Origin of the sequence: Pedobacter sp., from assembly GCF_037719805.1 — a bacterium.
GTDB lineage: Bacteria > Bacteroidota > Bacteroidia > Sphingobacteriales > Sphingobacteriaceae > Pedobacter.
The window spans coordinates 18,720-39,683 of the sequence record NZ_JBBJLZ010000001.1 but is presented as its reverse complement, the minus strand read 5'-3'; the positions used below and the strand labels follow the sequence as shown (position 1 = coordinate 39,683).

The following is a 20,964-nucleotide window of genomic DNA, read 5'->3' as shown; positions in this document are numbered from 1 at the left end:
AAATGGACTACGTATCACCAAAAGAAGTGGCAGTTGCTATGATGACTGCCGCAACCACTAAAGCCGCTTTAGGCATTAAAGATCTCTTGATCAGAGGTGGGATGTCTGGAGCCCTGCTCGGCATTTCAGTCACGCTTGCTTACCTGGCCTCCTCTCAGACTAAGATGAGTATGGCGGGGGCAGTCGTTTTTCCAGTGGGATTTGTAATCATTGTTTTGCTGGGACTGGAGCTTGTCACTGGAAGTTTTTCGCTTGTACCTCTTGCATGGTTCGAGAAGAAGATTTCCGCGTCAACCATGATTAAAAATCTTTTTTGGGTCTTCATAGGCAATCTATTAGGAAGTGTCTTGTTCGCGTTTTTATTCTGGAGTGCATCTTCAGAGATGGGTACAGTTAAGGTCTTGGGCGCCATAGAACAAATGCTGGCCACAGCCGCAGAGAAGAAGACGATCGGTTATGCCCAACACGGCGCTGCCGGCTTGTTTGCAGCTTTCATCAAAGCAATTCTCTGTAATTGGATGGTATGTATGGGGGTTGTTATGGCGATGACCTCGAAATCAACTGTAGGTAAGATTATGGCTTGCGGTATTCCAATCTTCATCTTCTTTGCCTTAGGTTATGAGCATGCCGTAGTCAATATGTTCGTGATCCCTGTCGGAATGATGTTCGGAGCAAAAGTTACCATCGCAGACTGGTGGTTATACAACCAGTTGATTGTAACCGCAGGAAATATTGTTGGAGGTTTACTATTCACCGGAGCAGCAATTTATTATACCTACGGAAAAACAAAAGAACCAATATTATCTAATACCATATAAACCTAAGACAAAATGACCACCACATTTAAAACTGCCATTTACGGCGGACTAGGCCTTTTTATGCTTTGTTTTGCCAGCAAAGCACAAACGAATACGACGGCAGCAAAAGGGACATCGACGGTTAAAACCACACTTTTTGAAGGAATAGTAGCTGTTGGATATATCGACGACGGAGCCACCATAAACTTTACCGGCCCTGCAATTAAACTTACGCATAAGCCCTTTATATTTATGATCGGGATGTTGCCAAGCTTAAAAATTAAGGAAGACAAAACGGCCAATGGGCCTAAAAATGCGATGCTGATTCCTTCACTTGGTTTCGGAGCAACCGCAGTTTACAAACATCTGGCAATGCAAATTCCATTCTTATACAATGCTAAAACAGCGACAAAAGATGGCCAATGGCATGCGGGCATAGGCTTGGGCTATAAATTCTAAGCGTTAACAGAAGATTCGGACGCCAGCTTTTGTAGCCCGTCTGTACTGTCAATTCGGATCTTCTTTCCGTCCAGGGTAATCAGATGCGCTGCTACCATGTCATTCATAGTTCTGAATACGGTTTCATAAGTGGCCCCCGCATAAGCAGCAAGGTCTTGCCGGCTCAGATCTATGTTAACGCAACCTTCATCGTTTATTCCAAATTGTTCCGAAAGGCTAAGTAAAGAGACAGCAAGTCTGCTTTTGACGGACATTAGTGCCAGTTCTCTCATCTTTTTTTCGGAGTCCTGTAGTTCATCAGCATAAAATAGGAGCAACTTAAAAGCCAGCTCATGGTTTACTTTTATAGTGGAAATGAAGAAGTCTATCGGTACAAAACAAAGTGAAGTAGCTTCTAGCGCGGTGGCTGAAATTGGGTAAAAGGAAGTTCTGTTCCCAATGCCACGGTGACCAAATATCTTACTGGTATTGGCGAAACGAAGGATGAGCTCCTTGTCTCCCCATTTCTTATGAACCTTAACATTACCGCTGTTCACAAAATAAACACCTGTTACTGGGTCACCTTCTTTAATGATGACTTCACCTTTCTTAGCTATAAAATTCAACTTATGACTGGCAATTGCAGGCAACCAGTCTTTTAACGCCGATTGGCACATAAAGCAGGTTTGGAGATCGCAGCTAATAGATTTTTTCAATTTTTGAAGATTATAAGCCGGCAAAATAAGAATATTCCACCAGAGCGTTTAAATTACTGCAAAAACTGTTGAAGCAGCGCTTCCCATTCCTTTTCAAGAGCGTAATCCGGACGTTTACTAGCAGCTCTGCGGTACCAGTAATCCGCATTCCAGAGGTCTCCTTCTTTCCGGTGGAGATATGCATGTACCCTCGAAGAATCTCTGTCAGCCAACTGGTCGATCAGATCGTGCGCGCTTTTCCAATCGCCACGACCATCATGCCACAAGGCCTGCACATACAAGGGCAGTCCTTCCGGCATGATTCCGTCTAAACCAGATTTTTTAAATTCGTTTACTGTCATGGGTTACAAATATATAGACTTGCAAGCTTGATCCCAATTACTTAAACCTCATTTTAACATACCACAGCAAGCTAGATAAAACAAATGCCGCGATGAAAGCCAGGACCCAAACCTGCGAAGGAACACTTTCCTTGATTACCAATTCTTTCTTCAAAGTTTCGCGTTCCGCATCTCTTACTTGCAGCGCCTGCGATTGTGCGGCTTCTTCCTGTATTTGCTGAAACTGTAGTATCGATCCATCAGGATTATAGGTCAGCGTGTTCGTTTCCCTTATGGCAGTTTTTAAAACCAAACTTCTGGAATCAACCACTTTCTCAAACTCACCCAACACCACCGATTCCGTTTTTGTCGTTTTCTTTAACAAGGAGCAACTCATAAGACACATACAAGCCAACAATGCAATAGTCCTCATCTCTCGTTTTTTAATCGCCAGTCAGAAAACAGTCTGATACTCTTTTGGTGTCTTAACCGCTGATAAACGCCGCCACCTTCTCTTCCTCCGGATGCATCCGTGTTTCCCTCCACCGTGGTGATCCAGTCGCCGCGGCTACTCACTACCAATCCGCAATGTGCAATTCTTTTCAATGCAGGAAAATAAATGCCAAATACGTTTCCAGGCGCCACGGCCTTAACCAATCGGGTAGTAGGGAATAGCGCAGGAGACCAGCCCGTTCTGGGCGATGCATGACCCGCCTGTTTAAACACCCAGCTTACGAATGCTGCACAGTAAGGCTCGCCTTTTTTCAAGCCAACAACAGCAAGGTATTCCTCAACCCGCTTTCCATCATTCTTATTGCTTTCTTCCCGTACCCAGAGTTCCGCAAGCGCAATTGGAATTAACCGTTTAGGTCGGGGCAAGATCTTTCCAGTTGCGTCTCTTTTAACACAGGAAAGGATATTTGCGCCCTTTCCCTTTGTTGTAACTAGCATATGGCCACCAAGCACCCAACTGCTGCAAGCAATAGCAACGCATAAGCAGCAAGCAAAAACTTTAATTTTTGACATGATTCGAGGTAATTAAATTGTGAAATGATTTTGTGAGGATTAGGCAGACCGACAATGGTCCAAACTCTGAGTAAGATCCAGGCCGAGAGCGCGATCATCACTAAAAAGCAGATCATGCCAATCAGAATCAGGAGCCAGATTGAGGGATCAATATAGCCCATGGTCATATCTGTATTCCAATTGCTTCCTTGAATGGTCTTCCAGCCGATAGCTAATGCGGAGACCAGTATAATAATTTTGATAATTTCCCAGTATCTGAGCCGGGAGCTTAAGACATTTAATGTATTCATTTTTCTAAATTTTAGGGTTTAAAATAAAAGCAGGCAGCTGCATGGCAACAGCTACCTGCTTAATTCAAAGGAGGGTTACAACACTGTTACCAGTCCCACGTGCTTGCTGTTGGATGCAAAGTCCCTTCTTTCTGTCGAATTAAAGGCGATGTAGCAATGCACTGCCTCTCCGCTGTATTCGGCCGGTAAGCTCACGGTGTAAGCGCCTGCCGATCGCGGTGCCACATTATGCAACGTCACGAACTCCGAAAGAATTGGATGAAAAACCAGGACAGATAACATATCTGTTGCCAACTTACGAGGGGTGTCTGCACCTGTGTTCGACCAGGTAAAGTCAATTTCAGAAACCGTCGTCGCCGTAGCTGTTGTGCTGGAAGGCAAGCTTAATTTACCTTGACTGAACATCACCTTTGTGTAATTCAACGCAAAGTTCGGAGAGGCGCCAATGATGGCTTCCTTTAGGTGAAAAGAAACCGCCACGTTCATGGGCGTGTCAATGCTACTAAGCGCTTTGTACCCAACCTCGATCAGGTCACCGAACCATGCCAAATAACTCGTCACCAATTTAAATTTCGCCCGCTGGTCCAGCTGTGCTTGTGTGGCTTTCTTCCCGCTAATCCGGGGTAGCCCTTTGATTACATCTAATGTGCGCCAGTAAGAACCAATTACTGCACCTGTTTTGTTACGGAAGCCTCCAAGGATTCCTTGTCTAATAAGTCCCATTTTGTTAAGGGTTATAAATGTGTAGTGTTCGAGACTCCTTGTCTCTTGCAATGGATAAGCTTTTCTTATTTTGCATACCCCAAAGAGAATCATTTGGTCAAACCTGTGGCAGTCCCAGGGGGTCCCTAAACCCCTCGTTTTGATGGCACAAATCGCTACTGTATACCCTTTAAACGCTGAAGAAAAAAACTGAAAATAGTTGTTTTCCGGCCTTTTCAACCGCACCTCTTTTAAGAAAAATGGCTATTTTAGCGATATGGTATGCGGCATTCGCGAGCCAATACTTCAACAATCAACTATAAACACACAAATGAAATCACTGAAAATCAATTGTTGCCACGTCTTAACACCCCGTCATGCCGATAACCTACGTCATGCCGGTGAAGGCCGGTACCTCAGCCTTAACCAGATAAAGCAGCTTTTCTTACTAACCCTGCTCTTTTTATCAGCAGCCCTGAACGCACAGGACAGAAAAGCGCCATCGTACCCCCTCATTACGCACAACACCTATTTTAGCATCTGGTCAAGCTCAGATAAGCTCAACGAATCTTCTACAGAACACTGGACAGGTACAGACCATTCTCTTTTGGGAATGATCAATGTCGATGGTAACATTTACCGCTTTTTAGGCAAAGAAACGCCGAGCTTTAAAACCGTTGTCGCAGCCTCTGATGAAAAAAGCTACCAGGTAAGCTATACAGAAACTGAACCTCAAGGTGATTGGAAAACTTCAGATTATAGCGCATCGAACTGGAAGACCGGTTCTGCACCGATCGGTGACGATGCCAAAACAGCAAAGACCTCGTGGAAATCCCACGATATTTGGGTCAGGCGGTCGTTTGATGTTGCCAACCTCGCGAGCATCAATGAACTGTTTCTTAAAATCAACCATGACGATAACATTGAGCTTTTCTTGAACGGAAAAAAGATCTATACCAAAGAAGGCTGGACCAATAACTTCACTTACATCGCGCTAAGCAATGGTGATAAAAACCTATTGAAAGCAGGTAAAAACGTGATTGCCCTGCACCTGATCAACACAGCTGGAGGCCGCTACCTGGACTTCGGATTAGTAGATAAACAAAAGGAAAATGCTGCGGCAGTTCAAATGGCGAAGCAAAAAAGCGTTGATCTTAACGCTACCCAAACCATCTACAACTTCACCTGCGGAAAAGTAGATCTTAAACTAACTTTCACCTCGCCATTACTAATGAACGATTTGGGTTTATTCGCTCGCCCGGTTTCTTATGTTACCTACAAAGTTCAGGCGAACGACAGCAAAACACACCAGGTAAAGGTATACCTGAGTGCCTCTTCAGATATCGCTGTGTACAGACCTTCGCAAGAGGTTTCAGCCAGCAAATACAGTACATCGAAATTGTCTGTACTAAAAACTGGAACAGTAGAGCAACCAATCTTGAAAAAAGCTAGTGATGATATGCGCATTGACTGGGGCTATTTTTATGTCGCTGCACCTAAATCAGCTGGAGCTATCCAATTTATCACCACTCAGAAAGACGCTACGGCTGCTTTCAGGGAAGGAAATAGTAGCTCCACAGCTAAAGCTGGTAAATCCTTAGCGCTGAACACCATCATCCCTTTTGGAGCCGTTGGTAAAACCCCGGTAGAAAAGTACCTGGAACTTGCCTATGACGAGATCTACTCGGTGCAGTATTTCAATAAAAACTTAAGACCATGGTGGAATACCTCCGGTAAGGAAACCATTGAGGGACAATTAACGGACGCTTCGAACGACTATAAGTCGGTGATTGCAAAATGTGAGGCTTTCAACACCAGTCTTTATGCCGATGCGATGAAGTCCGGAGGTAAAGCATATGCGGATCTATGTGTATTGGGCTACCGTCAGAGTATTGCAGCACACACGCTGGTTAAAAGTCCACAAGGAGAGATCCTATGGTTGTCTAAAGAAAACAATAGTGGTGGATTCATCAATACCGTTGACGTTACCTATCCTTCGGCGCCACTGTACCTGATCTATAATCCACAGCTGTTAGCAGGAATGCTGAATGGTATTTTCTATTTCAGCGAAAGCGGAAAATATCCACATCCATGGGCAGCACATGACTTAGGTACTTATCCTTTAGCAAATGGACAAACCTATGGAGAGCCGATGCCAGTAGAAGAGTCGGGCAATATGATCATATTAACAGCAGCGATCGCAAAAGCGGAAGGAAATGCCAACTACGCTAAGAAGCACTGGAAAACATTGACCACCTGGGCAGATTACTTGACTAAAGAAGGCCTTGATCCTAAAACACAATTGTGTACAGATGACTTCGCCGGCCACCTGGCTAGAAATGCGAACTTGTCAGTCAAGGCCATCGTTGGCATCGCTTGCTATGCACAGCTTGGTCAAACCTTGGGCTATGATGAGGTTGCTCAGAAGTATAGAGCTATTGCCGAATCCATGGTGCCCAAATGGATGGAGATGGCTGATGCCGGTGACCATTATGCACTGACCTTTGATGACAAAAATACCTGGAGTCAAAAATACAACCTGGTATGGGATAAGGTTTTAAAGCTTAACCTGTTTCCACAAAAGGTCTATGATACAGAGATCAAGTATTACGCAACAAAACAGAATAGGTATGGTCTGCCCTTAGACAGCAGAAAAGCATATACGAAAAACGACTGGATCCTATGGACTGCAGCTTTCACCAGCAACCAGAAAGACTTCGAAGCATTGGTGCAACCGGTGTATAGACATGCGATAGAAACGGAATCAAGAGTTCCGCTAAACGATTTTTACGATTCAAACACGGGAATCCGCGACAACTTTAAGGCTAGGAGCGTTGTTGGAGGCTTCTATATGAAAATGCTTTCCGATAAACTATCAGAAAAATAGCGTAACTACTATACATAAAACGGAAGGCCCTGCAGTTGCGGGGCCTTCCGTTTTTATACAGCTGTTCTTGCGACAACTACTTGTATTTTTCTACATTATACGCGATCGTTATCCGACTATGGTATTCATCATAACTACTTCATATATTGTGGCTTAAGCATTAAAACTGCTTTAAAGATAGGCCGCTTTGACTTTGCCGGACAATAAGGATTCGCTTCCGCGACAACTTACTGTTTCTTATTTTTGCAGGACTATCATTGAAGCAGGGGTTCTGTTAATTAACGATTTTGATTGCCAAATATGATGGAGGTACACATGGGACAGTTACTTGAAAGAGTAATAAGAAAAAAAGGTCTTAATATCAGTGAACTGGCTAAAACGGTCGGTGTCAACAGAAGATCAATGTACAACTGGTTTGGAGAGGCTGATTTAAAAGCTGGTATATTAGAAAAAATCTCTGGAGCCATTGATCACGATTTCTCTTTGGAGATCCATTCTTCTTCGAATTCTCCTGAGTACCTCGCCTCTCAAAATAGAGCCCGGGATGATGAGTACTGGAAAGATAAGTACATCGATCTTCTCGAACGCTATTCTGAGTTGCTCGGCAAACAGCACGATTAATTATTTTCTGTTCATAAAGACCGCTCTCGTTCTCAATCCTGTATGAACGCGTTCCCTGCTCGTTGATTCTTCAACCGGATCAGCTGACGATACACCATTGATCACTGAGTTGCGTTCTACTCTTCTTGACTTGATTGAAGAGCCTCCTGATCCAAAATTATAGGTTAAGCTAACAGATCCAAAGCCATATCCACGAAAGGTGTCTCTGGCCAATTCACTAAGCCACGCTCCTTTGCCCTCTTGATAGGCTCCAAAAGCCTCCCGGTTATATAAACCTGCCATAACTTTAAATTGAAATCCTGACTTTACCAAACCAAGGTGAAGTGCTGCATAATTCGCAGCAATATAAGAAGCTTTTACATCCCCTTCTAATAGCAATTCATTGGCTATCTCCGGATCGTAAACACCACCTGGTCTCGCGCGTTCGTACGATCTTACCCATTCCTTGCTCTGAACCTGAGATTCACGATCTTGAGACCTTGTTCTATTTCTTGTTCCCTCGTTGTTCGTCTCTCCGGCAAGCTCAAAATCAAAAGTGATATAAGTAGGATTAAGCACTTCTTTCTTACTGATACTTAAGTTAACCAACCTTGCAAGGAAACTATATCTGTAATAAGTCATTGACTGGGATAAATCAAAGAATCGTTTATATGGATCATCTGCTGATTCCGTTGACATTAATGTACCATCAACGCCAACCAACACCGGACCAACGTTTAGTCCCAGGTGACCTCCCCAAGTTAAATAATTTTGTTTAAATCTTGGAATCGCCCCAAAGTTTGACGTTAAGTCTCCATCGTAACCGACTTTTCTATCTCCAGTTCCTAATATAATACCAAATTGAGGATAGATAAAAGGCTTCAATTGCGTATCAAGCATCTTTTCCAGTTTACCCAAGTAAAGGTCAGACTCTAATCTAAACTCTACACCATTTTGTGTGATAGCAGCTCCTCTGGCATAATCAATCGGATCATACTTCGCTTGATACGTAGTATATCTTGAACCTAAGATAGCTCTTGGGTTTAATTGAAACATACTCCTGGTACTTTCAGTAACCACTGAATTGTAGGTAGAAACAATTGTTTTGCCTACTTCAGACAAAGACAAAGAAGCAAAAGGAGTATTTGTGACAGGTAGTGCCGGAGCAGCCACTGCAACCAAAACAAGATCTGACGAAGTCATGTTTGCAGTTTTGTCTGGTCCGAAACCTAGCGATTTAATTTTCTCTGTACCATGGTAAGTCAATTGGCCCAATCTTTTCTTTGTAAAGTCATTAGTACTAGAAGCCGCTGTACTTCCTTCTCCAGCTATAAGTCGTTTGTACAATTTTACGGCATCACGTTCTCCATAATGAAGCGCAGTTAGCGTCATTAGTTCCATTGCCTTATTACGTGCTTCAGTAGCGATACGCTGAGGATCTACTACATCAGTTTCTGTAACCAATACCGGACCGAGGTTTCCAGGGACGTTACTATCAAAGAAAGTACTGCTTTTTAATGCCGCTAACACCTTACTGTTCGCTCCTTGTTGTAAATCATTGCTTAATGAGCTAATTAACGCAGTCGTTTCTGTATGCCTGTTAAAATCGCCTTGCTGTAAATTTATTAAAGTAAACAAAGCGCGTTTATAATTTTCATTAGCAGTTTCTTTCGACACCTGGCCATTTGGAAACGTTAAGTTGCGAAAAGCAGCCACTGCGTTGCGCTCGGCATTCGCGGATCCATTAGCTTGAGCCTGACGCAAGATCTGAGCTAACGTGATCGATGATCCATTAGCAGCTATTAATTCCAAGCTCGGCTCTTCGCGCATTTCGCGTGTTGCTGAAGTGATTGTTATCGTGTTTTCCAGACGTGTTCCATAATCTCTAGCCATATAAGCCTGATACACATTTTCTTGCCACTGCGGGCGGTTCGATGCAATGCTTGCCGGATTGGAGGAAATCTTCACTCGCAAATCGGTAAGGGATAGTGGATTAGTAATTGTACTGGTTTCTTGCGTAGAATCGGTTAGAAAAGTAAGTTTCTTTCCACCAGGCAATAATTTGTTTACCTGTTCAAATAAGGCAACAACATTTGCCAGACCAGCCTTACTAAAATAGGCGAGATCTTGCTCTTTAAATAGTTGCGTTATTGGTAACCCCTTTTTCAGGTCATAACTCGCGCTATCAGAAAGTAGTCCTGCCGCGTAAGTTGCTGCACCCAGCATTCTCGTATCCGTCTGACGTATCGACTTGGAAGTAGAGACCTGGTTTAACGTTTCATTAGGTTTACGTTTGGTTTTAACGGTATCTTGTGGTGCGATATATCCAGTCCGTTGCTGGGCATACGACTCCGATGCCGTTGGTAGAATTAGCATGCCACATAATGCTGCAAGTAATAGAGTAGTTTTCACGTTCATATGATTATTATTGTACCATTGCCGAGTCACTAATCGGGCCCAATATCTTGGATGCTCCGCACTGTGAAAGATGGCAGTGAAAAGAGGGCTCTTGTAAAACATTGAAAATCAATAATATATATTTAACTTTACACACTTTCTCACAGTGGTGGACATTCGTTGCACAATCTTAATTGCACACTTAAATGCTTGTCTTACTGACTAATATCTCTGCCAGAATTTCCCCGGTTCGTGAAAAATGTTAACTTTAGTCTTATGAAATTTATAGGTCTGATTTTGTTGATGAGCGCGTTTACAAGCTCAATGTCAAGTGCGCAAAATCTCGAAAAGATACGTTTTAGTGTGGCAGCTGAACCTGGATGGACCAATCTTTTTTACAGGTCTTCAGGCTGGTTTGGAGGTGATGGCATTTACAGTATTCCCTTGAATGGCATCGAAGCATCACATTCAAAATCCAGAAAGACTTTACTCATCTTCAGTGATACGATGATAGGAGAAATTGACAGCGGAAAGCTTCAGCCAGATTCGAAAATGATTCATAACTCGATGGCAATCTTAAAGGGAAATAAGCCGGAATCTAGAAAGCTTATGTTCCATTGGAAATCAAAGAACGGCAAGCCACAGTCGGTGTTTAATCCTCAAACTCCGAGAACCGGACCGGGCGACTACTATTGGCTGGGTGATGGTTTTATAAATCAGGAAGCTAACAATGCACTATTCATCTTTGGCTATCGGGTTAAAACGACCAGCAATGCTGCGTTTGGCTTTGAAGAAGTAGGGAACACCTTGATAAAAATAAAGTCGGCCGATTCGATACCCTTTGACAAATATGAACAAAAGGATACCCCATTCTTCATTGACAAAGGCAATGGCGAAAAAGGATCTTTCGGTGCGGGTATATTCGTTAACACCAAGGCGGCCGGAGCTGCAAAGCCAGATGGCTATGTTTACGTTTATGGTGTATTGGGTAAAGAGAAGAAGCTGCTTGTTGCTCGTGTTGCACCAAAGAATTTCGAAAATTATGCAGAGTGGAGATATTGGGATGGCCAGGGATGGAATTCAACTATCACTGAATCAGCTGAAATAACGGATCAGGTGTCTAATGAGCTAAGCGTTTCTGAACTCCCGGATGGAAGATATGTTCTGGTCTTTCAACAAAGCGGATTAGGAAGAAACGTCTGTATGCGTTTAGGAAAAACACCCTTCGGACCTTTTGGACCAGCCATTAAGGTATGGGATACTTCAGAAGCGATAACGCAAAAGGGCTTTTATACCTATAATGCTAAAGCGCATCCAAGTCTGTCAAACAAAGGAGAGCTTTTGATTAGCTACAATGTAAACTCCTTTGACTTTTTTGAAGACCTTAAGAAAGAACCGAATTTGTACAGGCCAAGGTTTATTAGGGTTAAGTTTAAAAATTAGGAGGTGTGTGTCGTTATCTTTATTTACTCGTCATCCCGGTGAAGACCGGGACCTCGGAATGGGTATCGCTTTGCCGACAACACCCCGTCATGCCGGCGAAGGCTGAACTCACCATCACGAAACTCTGAACATAACTAGATTTTTACCCTTCCGCTCGTTTTTCATAACCGATCCTGAAATTTCCAATCTGAGAAATTAGTTTAAACAGTGGCTGCGTTCTTTCATCCCCACAAGTGATGTTCCCATTGGTTAACTCTTCCAGACATTCTAAAAACTGACCAAACGTTTCATTATAAACGTCCATTTCGTTCATTATAATCTGATAAGCGCAGTTCCAAAGGGAAATGCAGTACATATAATTTTTGTCGCTATAACCAATAACAACATTTTCGTAGCCCTGGGGGAAGCCCCGTCGTTCCTCAGTGATGACGTTCCATGTAGCTCTTGCCTGGTGGTAAACTTCGTCCCCAAATTGCAGATTGTCGATATCAAGGTTATTGAACTGTACATAAGCTGCAATGCAAGTTGAGGTATAATTCAAATGCGCAACGATTTGTTGGACGTGATTATCTTGAAACTTGCCCAGATGAGAAATATGATCTGAGACGGCCTCCATATCACAATCTGGTACGTCAGAAAGCAGATACGCAAATTTAAGCATGTCAGCATAAATGAACCTTAACACCCAGATTGGCGAGTACCTCAAAATTTGTTCTTTAACAATCATTTTGATCTATTTTCGGCCAATCTCGGTCTAATAATATTAGGAAACCAACTCTCGGCTTAACTTTTTTTCATAACCGTCTTTATTAGCCTAACTGATTGATTAGCAAATCAGATTATTATCTGAACTTCTAATCTAATGCAAGCTTTTCCTTTTCTTGCTGGTAAAAGAAACAATTTTCGCCAGTAACACATCGCCGCCAGCATAAAAAAATACGGCCCCCATTGGCGGGTTGATAGTCGGAATATAGCCGAAGACCAACTTTGTCCAGCCCCAACATTTAAAGTAAGTCCCGATCAGCTCAATTATAATTACGCAAATAGCAATAAAATAGTACATGTTCTCCCATCGCTTCCGCCACAACAATAGAAAAAACAAAGCTCCAAATACCAGGCTGAATTGATCGTTAAGAAGAAGTCCTACTGTTAGAAACAACACCGCAAAGCTGATAGCGAAAATTACCCGAAGCCTGGCGTCATTAACGCGGGCAAAAGCAGTATGCCCCAGTATATAGCCAGAACCATAAACAATCGCATGTCCAAAAGGTACATACAAAGGTATTGCAGATGTTCGGTAGGTATACATCTCAAGCAATTTGCAAAAAATGATTTCTCCCAAATAGGAAAGGAATACCATGACCACCATAAGCTTTCTTAGGTCAGTTCCAGAACTGTAGTAAAGAATTAGAAAATAACTAATGGAAAGGAGGTCGGTAACTTGACGACCATCGAAATAAGTGTTTAAAAAGAACACGGAATCTATGCCAAGGGCTACAATAGTAAATAAAGGGAATAACGACGCCAACCAGATTTGTCTTGACGCTATCAGCGGAAGGCTCAAGTATCGGCAGCCTTTATATTCCCGGCGAGAATACTATTTTTAAGCTTAGACACCTGACAAGCTATTCTATACAGTGCTGTTGGCCTATACACTAAAATGGACATTGTATTTTAAATAGGACGAAGTATAAATTTTAACTATCAATACTCCACATTACTGTGTTGGTGGCTATTCACAGTATTACTAAGCAATTCTGAATATTGCTCCAAAAGCGTCACATATTTATCCTTCCAGTAGCTTTTTGGCTGAGAATGAGCGAGTTCAGTAAATTGCATCAGTTCAGGTGATACTTTTGAAAAGGACGGAAAGTCCTTTGAGAAGTCATAATCCACAACTTCTGATATTCTTTGAAGCAGTGATTCCTTAATTTCTGGTTGTTTAAACCAGTAGTAGAAAGACCGGCGGTCAGCTCCAATGCTCTTAGCCAGTTCAGATATATTCCAGCCTTTCCTCCGGATTATCATTTCTAAAGCCTCCCCCATGTGTTTTGCTTCTGTTCCGCGATTCTGTACCATATTTCGAAATTATATGAATAACTTTTCTCAAATACTATTCCAAAATCGAATGCGTAATGGCACACCTAGTACTTGTCTTTCGAATCACGGAGAAATTGCTTCGCAAAATCGATCAGTAACTTTGCACCCTTACACGGATCAGTCTTAAGTGCGGATACGTTTAAATCGAAGATACTAACAAACTCTGGACAGGTATCCAGGTTCAGATATTCAAAGGCGGTATTAAGTCCTTTAAAGTCTCTCTTCTCCGTTTCTCCTGTATAAATCCATTCGCTCTGTCGACTATTGTCCAACTCAATTAAAGTAATCGCTTCTCTAACAGCATACTTCGGACCTTCAAAGACCTGTATACACATTCCTTTAAGACCTCGTACAGAAATCCCCTTAATACAAGCGATCATGCCTGAAAGTTCTTTACCGATGTCTCCCCTTTTAAGTTCTTCCATCAGTATGTCGTTCTTTTCCTGACTGAGAGCACTACTAGCGTCGCTAATATAGACTGTATAGTAAAGCATTGATTTCTGTGGTTTCCTATTATGACTCACAAAATAGGAAACTTAAACAGTTAAATCAATATCAATCCAGCCTATTTTTCAACAGTAGGAATCTCAGACCCGCGATGCTTGCCTGCCCGAATCCAAAAGTGAACTTAATCCTTTTGGCTGGTTGAGGAAAAATATGATCGGATCAACCGCCAAGACATTTGAAATGTCAAGCAGACGGTAAAGATCAAGATTACTTCGCCCCAGTTCTAGCTTACTATATGCGTTCTGAGAAATTTTTAATTCGCGTGATATCGTAACCTGAGTAATGCCTTTCGCTACCCGGATATTTTTAATCTTTTCTAAAATTGCCTGTGCGCCAGACTTGCCGTCGTTAATCATGTGTTCTTATTTAAATAACATTTCCTGGTCAATTAGATCTAGTATTTCCGTATTAGATTCTTCAAATTTTCTCGCAAACAAATCGGTAGATGTTTTCATTGCAGGGAAATGGCTTTTGTCCAAAATAACCGGATGTGCATTTGTGGGGTCTACCCATACCGTAAAGCGCTTCTCACTTTTATCAATGCTGTTCAATAAGCGTTCATCCTTACTGTTTCCAACGATCATCTGAATAAACAATTCATCTGCCACATACGTATGCTTGTGGAATTTGAAATATTCAGGATGAGCATCATGGTAATCCAGGATATAATTCAAACTGTACATATCCAGATTGAACCAGGTTTGCCCGGTATAAGGTTGCATATTATTAGGTATTTTTCTTCGCATAAAAGGCACATAGCCAGAGACCAGATTCAATGATCTTGATCTCAGTCTCTGGTGCCATTCCATTCCAAGATAGTATTTGTCGACTCTGTAAAGTCCACCACGGTCTCGTCCTGGCCATTTTTTATAGTTTGGAATTGGGTGATAATCCAGAAAAACGCTGTAAGGCGAGTTCTTAAAAAATTCATCAATTTCCTTATTGCTTTTAATTGGATAATCCTGACCGCTCAACAACATGATGCGGTCGAATTCCGTTGAAGAATCCCTTACTGCCCGCATTCCGCTTAAGTAGGGTTCAATCGTTCCATAACCGCCCCAAGCTGAATTGAACCTTGGTAAAAAACGGACATGTGCTCCAATATCCAGAATTTCAAAAAAAGCTGAAATGCTGGTATTCAATCCTATATGCACGAAAAACTCGGAATTACCGTCGGATAGCCGTGTAATTAGCCGGTGAAGCTGCTTTGGATTTTTGTGAGCAACGATAATGTATGCTTTCTTCATTAGTTACCCATCTTTTTTAGTTCAATTTCAACTCTTCTATTTTTTTGACGACCAGCTGCTGTCTTGTTTGTTGCAATTGGTACTGTACTTCCAAATGGGGTGGTTACAATCCGTTCGCTCTTCACACCTTTAGTGATCAGATAGTCTTTCACGCTTACTGCACGCTTATCAGACAAAACCCAGTTATACTTGTAAGCGCCTATGCCGTCCGCATGTCCTTTTAAAGAAACAGCATAGTCGTCTGCAATTACAGCTTCCGCAAGTTGATCCAGCTTCTTGTAATAGCTATCCCGAACCGCAGGCTTGTTGAAGTCGTACTCCAGTTTTTTTGCCAAATCGGCTCGTGCAACTACAATGTTTTTTGTGCTGCTTTCATGATCTTTACTGGCTTTTACGGTGAAAAACACGGTTAATGCTGCCAGAATAGTGAAAAATGTCTTTTTCATTTCTTGATGTTTAATTGGTTAAAGAATATGTATCAGTCAACACTTGCATTATCCCAAAGTTCTGAGCTAGAATCTGATTGTTCTTCATTTTCAAACATATGTATACTGAAATGTGCAGAGGTGTGAAAAAGTGTGAGGCATATTTTCGTATAAAGACATAACTTATACTATTAGTTTTATCCAGGCGCTATTTATAGGATTGGTAACGATTCGTTGCTTATTTATCACGATTATTGATACGACATGATCTAATTCTAATTCTCAAATACTTGATAATTAGTGTAATAACATTTTTTAACGCAATTGCACACCACTGCACAACTTAACAATAGCACGATTTTTATACATCTATTAAAACTATTTTTGGCAAATGTTCGTATAGCTATTAAGAATAAATAACTGTTTTACGATTAAATATTAACTAACAAAATATTAATATGAAGAAATTTCTTATCTATGTAATGATAGCCGTACCTACGCTTGCGTTCGTATCCTGCACCTCTTCCCGGAAATCGGTTTATTTTATAGACCAGAAAGATGCGGTTCTCAAAGCAAACAACCTCTCCACAAAAAATATTATCCAACCAAATGATATCTTAAGCATAGCAGTAACCAGTTTAAATAATGCAAGCACAGAGGTTTTTAACAAACCCAACAATTCTTTTGTAAGTACCAGCAGCGTAACGGGGGCTAATCTTCAGTCCCCCGGCTACCTGGTTAACGATGAAGGCAACATTCAGTTCCCCGTATTGGGCAGCATGAAAATTACTGGATTAACCACTAACGAGTTACGTGTAAAACTGACTAAGGAGCTTTTGGATCGAAAATTATTAGTAGATCCTATTGTGATCGTCAGACAATTGAACTTTAAGGTCTCTGTCCTTGGAGAAGTCTCCAAGCCATCAGTGGTAAACGTTCCTAATGAAAAGATCTCGCTTTTAGAAGCACTTGGATTAGCGGGCGATATCACCATCTATGGAAGAAAAGATAATGTAATGGTCATAAGAGAAGAAGATGGAGTAAAAAAGATCAAAAGACTTAATCTGAACTCCAGCGAAATCTTCTCCTCTGAGTATTACTACTTAAAATCGAATGACATTGTTTATGTCGAAGCAAACAAAGCGAAAGTCGCAAGCTCTACCAGAAGTTCTACCATTATACCAATTGTATTGAGTGCACTGTCTTTCGGAGCAATTATAATCGATCGAATAGCAAAGTAAGTTATGAAAATAATCAATAAAGCTGCAGTTCCAAAAGCCCCGGCTGGCTCAAATGGACTTCTTGTGTTCCGACTGCTACCATACTGGCCGCTCTTCTTATCACTCTTCGTAGTTTCAATCGTTGGCGCATGGCTTTACTTGCAAGTCACCGCACCGTTATATCAATCTAATGCCCGCATTTTAATAAATGAGCACAAAGGGTCAGATGAGATGAAGACGGATGAGCCGATGGCCGCCACATTGAGCACGAAGCAGACGGTAGACAATGAACGGGAAGTTTTGGTTTCGAAACCGATCATCACCAAAGTAGTGAACAATCTAGGTCTTTATGCACAGGTGTTCGAAGAAGGATTTCTTTCCAAAAAGTTGTTGTATAACGATGCGCCTGTAAAGATCGCTGTTCAAAATTCCATGAACCTGAAGTCTACCGACCAAATAAAATTCACGGGAGACGCCTCATCAATCAGCATTGATAATGTTAAGTACCCGTATAACCAGTGGACTAAAACTCCTTATGGGATGCTTCGTTTCAGTCCTGGTGCAGCCAGAATTCAGCCAGATGTCAAATATTCTTTCGTGCTAATTTCACCAGATAAGATTGTAAATTCTATTGCTCAGAATATAAAAGTTTCTGAAGCAAATAAGTTATCGACGATTCTTGATGTGGCGATCATGGATGAAAACCCACAGCGCGGAGAAGATGTATTGAATACGCTGATGGATGTATATAGTTCGGAAGCGATCGATCAAAGGAATCGACTCGCCGCCAATACGCAGCAATTCATTAACCAGCGTTTGCAATCCACAGAACAAGAACTACTGGAAATCGAAAGCCGCTTACAAAAATACCGTTCCAGCAAAGGAGCCATAGATGTAGGTACACAAGGCAAGCTTTATTTAGAAAATGTAAGTGTGAATGATCAGAAAGTAGGCGAGATCAATATGCAGCTTTCTGTGTTGAACCAGGTCGAGAACTATGTGAAATCACGTGACCTTACGGGCGGGATTGTACCTTCTACAGCAGGGATCAATGATCCGGGATTGTCTCAAATGGTAAAAGACATCTATGAATTACAGCTGAGCTCAGAAAGTCTTCGTAAAACTACAGGAGAGAATAACCCTGCCATGGTATCTTACAGAGATCAAATTGAGAAAATAAAGCCGCAGATTCTTCAAAACCTAAGAAATCAACGGGCCAGCTTATCCGCAAGTCGCAACAATTTGTCAAGCACAACCAACACTTACTCTTCAGCGCTGTCGTCCATGCCCGAAACCGAGCGTAATTTGGTAGACATTAACAGACAACAGCAAATCAAAAACGGAATCTATACTTTCCTCTTGCAAAAGAAAGAAGAGACCGCTTTATCATACATCACAAATGGATCTGATAGCAAAATTGTAAGTCCTGCTTCTTCCTCTGAGTTTCCGGTGAGTCCGAAGCGTAAAATGATCTACCTGGCATCGCTTTTTGGCGCAGGGATATTAGGCTTAGGCTTCGTCACTTTCAAAGAAGGAATGAGACGAAACATCATGTTCCAAAGTGAGATCCAGGACCTGACGCAGTTGCCGGTGATCGCCGAGATCAGTACCAATACTACAGGGAGTCAGATCGTGATCGGTAGCAAACAACGGACCCTCATTGCAGAGCAGTTCCGTAGTCTGCGTACGACACTTCAATATCTGGGTGTCAATAAAAAGAACAAGCGTATCATGGTCACTTCTGCGATCGCAGGAGAGGGCAAAAGTTTTGTTTCCTCAAACCTGGCAGTAAGTTTAGCGATGACAGGTAAGAAAGTCGCGCTGTTGGATTTTGACTTAAACCATCCAACGCTCCACCGTAAGTTCAACCTAAAACAGAGTATTGGTATCTCCGAATACCTGGAAGATAAAGCTGATGCTTCAGAAATAATTGTACCATCGGGGGTTAACGAGAACTTATCACTGTTATTAACTGGTAATCTGCCGGCAGATCCAGCTGAATTAATCCTGAACGGAAAAGCAGAAGAGCTGTTAAATTATTTGGATGGCCATTTTGATGTCATCATCATTGATGTGCCACCAGTAGGACCAGTATCTGATGCCTACATTCTGGCTCCGTTTTGTGATGCAACACTCTTTGTAGTCCGTCATGCTTACACGCCGAAGGTATTTGTAGAGCGCATAGATGAAAACATAAAACTGAATAACCTGCCAAATCCGGCAGTAGTATTCAACGCTGTGGCAACAAGAGGCTACGGGAAAAATAATTACGGATATGGGTATGGCACAGGAATGGTTTATGGAGGTTCGTATGATCAAAAGTTAATTGAATAGCCAACCTTATCAATGAACAACAAAACTTTAAAGTGGAACTTTATTTTTCAATACGGTTACGTTATAACCAATATTATTAACGCAGTTATTACTTTTCCGCTCTACATTCATAAGATTGACGCAGCTACCTTAGGATTATGGTGGGCTACAGGTGGCATCCTGGCATGGATGACCCTTGCGGATCCGGGAGTAGGGGATGTACTGCAGCAAAAGATCGCGCAGTTGCGTGGTCAAAATAACGGGCCGGAGATCGGTTTAACCATCGGCTCAGGGTTGATCATGTCTATGTTCATTCTTATCATATCAGTACTTGCCGGAGTTATATTTTACTTTCTCGTAGGTACGATCGTCAACAAAGATGTTTCACAGTATCAAGGCTTGCAAAGCGCTTTACTGATTACAGTGATTGCTACCGGGATGCAGCTGGTTTCATTTAGTCTCTCCGGTATCAACCAGGGTCTGCAAAACTCAGCTCCGGTAGCAGTCAGTGCTGTGGGAGGCAACCTGATGTTTCTGTTTACCGTTGTCGTCTTGCTATATATGAACTTTGGTGTGATGGCTATTGCGTTTTCTAACTTGGCCCGGGCCTTGTTCATCAACCTATATAATTACGTAGCACTGCAAAACATGCTGACAAAGGAGAGCCTCGAAATCCGGTTTAGCAAAAGCCACCTGAAAGGATTTGTTAAGATCTTTTCTTTTACTTCCGTTTCCAGGATCATTGGAGGCTTCTCTGCAAGTATGGACATGATCTTTTTAGCCAGATTCGTTCATCCATCTCTAATTACCATCTTTGAGGTAAATAAGCGGCCTATTGCGATGGCTAAGGATTTAATCGGTCGGCACTCCGTGGCGCTGATGCCCCTAATCTCTCATGAAAATGGAAAAGAAGACAAGACAGAGATCAAGAACATCATAAATACGCAGTTCAAATATTATTACTACATGGCGATTTTCGTTAGCCTCGGTTTCCTGTTCAATTTTCACAATTTGATTGCTGCCTGGACAGGTGCTGACAAGTTTGCCGGAAACCAGATCATGTACCTGCTTCTTGGTAATTTCTTTTTCGGCCTGATCGGATACTTCATGGCAAATATGGGATATGCCCTCGGCGATATCAAGATGAATAGCTTTATCAACATCTTTAAAGGCATCATAGCCGGTGTGCTCTATTATTTTGCCAGCAAATCCTACGGTGTTGTCGGCGTATTGGTGGTCATGCTGGCCGCCAGTCTATGTATAGACTTTGTATTTTTTGGGTATCGCTTATACCAGTTGGGATATATGAACCAGACGTTTATAAATGCAGTGTTAAAAAAATGGGTCGCAATTATCCCTCTGGCGGTTGCAGGTGGTTGGTTGTTAAGTCACTTATTTGCAATGGTCCTGCCTTCACGAATGCCGATCATCAGCATCGGCCTGAACGGCCTCAGTTTTACCATATTGTTCCTGACACTAGTGTATTTGCTGGATCAGGAGATTAGAAATCAAATAAAAAGTTTAGTTAAATTTTAA

The 20,964-nt window shown here is 42.0% G+C and carries 22 protein-coding genes; 8 read left to right on the top strand and 14 right to left on the bottom strand.

The annotated features are described in order from the left end of the window. Positions 1–2 precede the first annotated feature (2 nt). Positions 3–818: a formate/nitrite transporter family protein gene (locus WKF66_RS00210; protein WP_489672384.1), complete on the top strand. Its 816-nt coding sequence runs from the start codon at positions 3–5 to the stop codon at positions 816–818. Between the two features lie 12 nt (positions 819–830). Beyond that, on the top strand, positions 831–1,256 hold the full coding sequence (locus tag WKF66_RS00205) for a hypothetical protein (protein WP_489672383.1): 426 nt from the start codon (positions 831–833) through the stop codon (positions 1,254–1,256). Here the strand turns inward: WKF66_RS00205 and WKF66_RS00200 are convergent. The 6 genes from WKF66_RS00200 to WKF66_RS00175 form a co-directional block, all read right to left on the bottom strand. After that, a complete protein-coding gene (locus tag WKF66_RS00200; protein ID WP_489672382.1) occupies positions 1,253–1,912 on the bottom strand; it encodes a Crp/Fnr family transcriptional regulator in 660 nt (219 codons plus the stop codon). The genes WKF66_RS00205 and WKF66_RS00200 overlap by 4 nt on opposite strands. 92 nt (positions 1,913–2,004) lie before the next feature. After that, on the bottom strand, positions 2,005–2,292 hold the full coding sequence (locus WKF66_RS00195) for a hypothetical protein (protein ID WP_489672381.1): 288 nt from the start codon (positions 2,290–2,292) through the stop codon (positions 2,005–2,007). 37 nt (positions 2,293–2,329) lie between these two features. Then, positions 2,330–2,704: a hypothetical protein gene (locus WKF66_RS00190; RefSeq protein ID WP_489672380.1), complete on the bottom strand. Its 375-nt coding sequence runs from the start codon at positions 2,702–2,704 to the stop codon at positions 2,330–2,332. Beyond that, a complete protein-coding gene (locus tag WKF66_RS00185) occupies positions 2,701–3,222 on the bottom strand; it encodes a C40 family peptidase (protein WP_489672379.1) in 522 nt (173 codons plus the stop codon). The genes WKF66_RS00190 and WKF66_RS00185 overlap by 4 nt, the downstream gene beginning before the upstream one ends. Beyond that, positions 3,216–3,587 carry a hypothetical protein gene (locus tag WKF66_RS00180; protein WP_489672378.1) on the bottom strand — a complete coding sequence of 124 codons (372 nt, stop codon included), beginning with the start codon at positions 3,585–3,587 and terminating at the stop codon, positions 3,216–3,218. The genes WKF66_RS00185 and WKF66_RS00180 overlap by 7 nt, the downstream gene beginning before the upstream one ends. A 75-nt stretch (positions 3,588–3,662) precedes the next feature. Further along, the gene (locus WKF66_RS00175; RefSeq protein ID WP_489672377.1) at positions 3,663–4,310 is read right to left on the bottom strand and encodes a DUF6266 family protein; all 648 of its coding nucleotides are present in this window, start codon (positions 4,308–4,310) and stop codon (positions 3,663–3,665) included. A gap of 409 nt (positions 4,311–4,719) precedes the next feature. Here WKF66_RS00175 and WKF66_RS00170 point away from each other — a divergent pair, with 409 nt between their 5' ends. Together WKF66_RS00170 and WKF66_RS00165 are read left to right on the top strand one after the other, a co-directional pair. After that, positions 4,720–7,176, top strand: coding sequence for a glutaminase family protein (locus WKF66_RS00170; protein WP_489673320.1), 2,457 nt, complete (start codon positions 4,720–4,722; stop codon positions 7,174–7,176). A gap of 315 nt (positions 7,177–7,491) precedes the next feature. Further along, positions 7,492–7,797 carry a helix-turn-helix domain-containing protein gene (locus WKF66_RS00165; protein WP_489672376.1) on the top strand — a complete coding sequence of 102 codons (306 nt, stop codon included), beginning with the start codon at positions 7,492–7,494 and terminating at the stop codon, positions 7,795–7,797. Here the strand turns inward: WKF66_RS00165 and WKF66_RS00160 are convergent, their stop codons facing one another. Next, entirely contained in the window at positions 7,798–10,188 is a 2,391-nt protein-coding gene (locus WKF66_RS00160) for a hypothetical protein (protein ID WP_489672375.1), read from the bottom strand. It abuts the gene before it with no gap. A 261-nt stretch (positions 10,189–10,449) separates the two neighbouring features. Here WKF66_RS00160 and WKF66_RS00155 point away from each other — a divergent pair, with 261 nt between their 5' ends. Next, a complete protein-coding gene (locus WKF66_RS00155; protein ID WP_489672374.1) occupies positions 10,450–11,616 on the top strand; it encodes a DUF5005 domain-containing protein in 1,167 nt (388 codons plus the stop codon). Between the two features lie 142 nt (positions 11,617–11,758). Here WKF66_RS00155 and WKF66_RS00150 read toward each other — a convergent pair whose 3' ends face one another. From WKF66_RS00150 to WKF66_RS00120, 7 genes are all read right to left on the bottom strand, one after another. Beyond that, complete coding sequence (locus WKF66_RS00150; protein WP_489672373.1) at positions 11,759–12,343, bottom strand: hypothetical protein; 585 nt, start codon at positions 12,341–12,343, stop codon at positions 11,759–11,761. A gap of 132 nt (positions 12,344–12,475) precedes the next feature. Then, the gene (locus tag WKF66_RS00145; protein WP_489672372.1) at positions 12,476–13,144 is read right to left on the bottom strand and encodes a hypothetical protein; all 669 of its coding nucleotides are present in this window, start codon (positions 13,142–13,144) and stop codon (positions 12,476–12,478) included. A 176-nt stretch (positions 13,145–13,320) separates the two neighbouring features. Next, a complete protein-coding gene (locus WKF66_RS00140; RefSeq protein ID WP_489672371.1) occupies positions 13,321–13,695 on the bottom strand; it encodes a hypothetical protein in 375 nt (124 codons plus the stop codon). A 65-nt stretch (positions 13,696–13,760) separates the two neighbouring features. After that, positions 13,761–14,210 carry a BLUF domain-containing protein gene (locus tag WKF66_RS00135; protein WP_489672370.1) on the bottom strand — a complete coding sequence of 150 codons (450 nt, stop codon included), beginning with the start codon at positions 14,208–14,210 and terminating at the stop codon, positions 13,761–13,763. A 93-nt stretch (positions 14,211–14,303) separates the two neighbouring features. Further along, positions 14,304–14,579, bottom strand: coding sequence for a helix-turn-helix domain-containing protein (locus WKF66_RS00130; RefSeq protein ID WP_489672369.1), 276 nt, complete (start codon positions 14,577–14,579; stop codon positions 14,304–14,306). Between the two features lie 6 nt (positions 14,580–14,585). Then, a complete protein-coding gene (locus WKF66_RS00125; RefSeq protein ID WP_489672368.1) occupies positions 14,586–15,470 on the bottom strand; it encodes a beta-1,6-N-acetylglucosaminyltransferase in 885 nt (294 codons plus the stop codon). Beyond that, the gene (locus WKF66_RS00120) at positions 15,470–15,916 is read right to left on the bottom strand and encodes an OmpA family protein (RefSeq protein WP_489672367.1); all 447 of its coding nucleotides are present in this window, start codon (positions 15,914–15,916) and stop codon (positions 15,470–15,472) included. The genes WKF66_RS00125 and WKF66_RS00120 overlap by 1 nt, the downstream gene beginning before the upstream one ends. 437 nt (positions 15,917–16,353) lie before the next feature. On the opposite strand from WKF66_RS00120, the gene WKF66_RS00115 reads away from it, so the two are divergent. Genes WKF66_RS00115 through WKF66_RS00105 form a run of 3 tightly spaced genes read left to right on the top strand, consistent with a single transcriptional unit; the run spans position 16,354 to position 20,964 of the window. Next, positions 16,354–17,136: a polysaccharide biosynthesis/export family protein gene (locus WKF66_RS00115; RefSeq protein WP_489672366.1), complete on the top strand. Its 783-nt coding sequence runs from the start codon at positions 16,354–16,356 to the stop codon at positions 17,134–17,136. Positions 17,137–17,139: 3 nt separating this feature from the next. Beyond that, positions 17,140–19,449, top strand: coding sequence for a GumC family protein (locus tag WKF66_RS00110; protein WP_489672365.1), 2,310 nt, complete (start codon positions 17,140–17,142; stop codon positions 19,447–19,449). A gap of 12 nt (positions 19,450–19,461) precedes the next feature. Next, a complete protein-coding gene (locus WKF66_RS00105) occupies positions 19,462–20,964 on the top strand; it encodes an MATE family efflux transporter (protein WP_489672364.1) in 1,503 nt (500 codons plus the stop codon).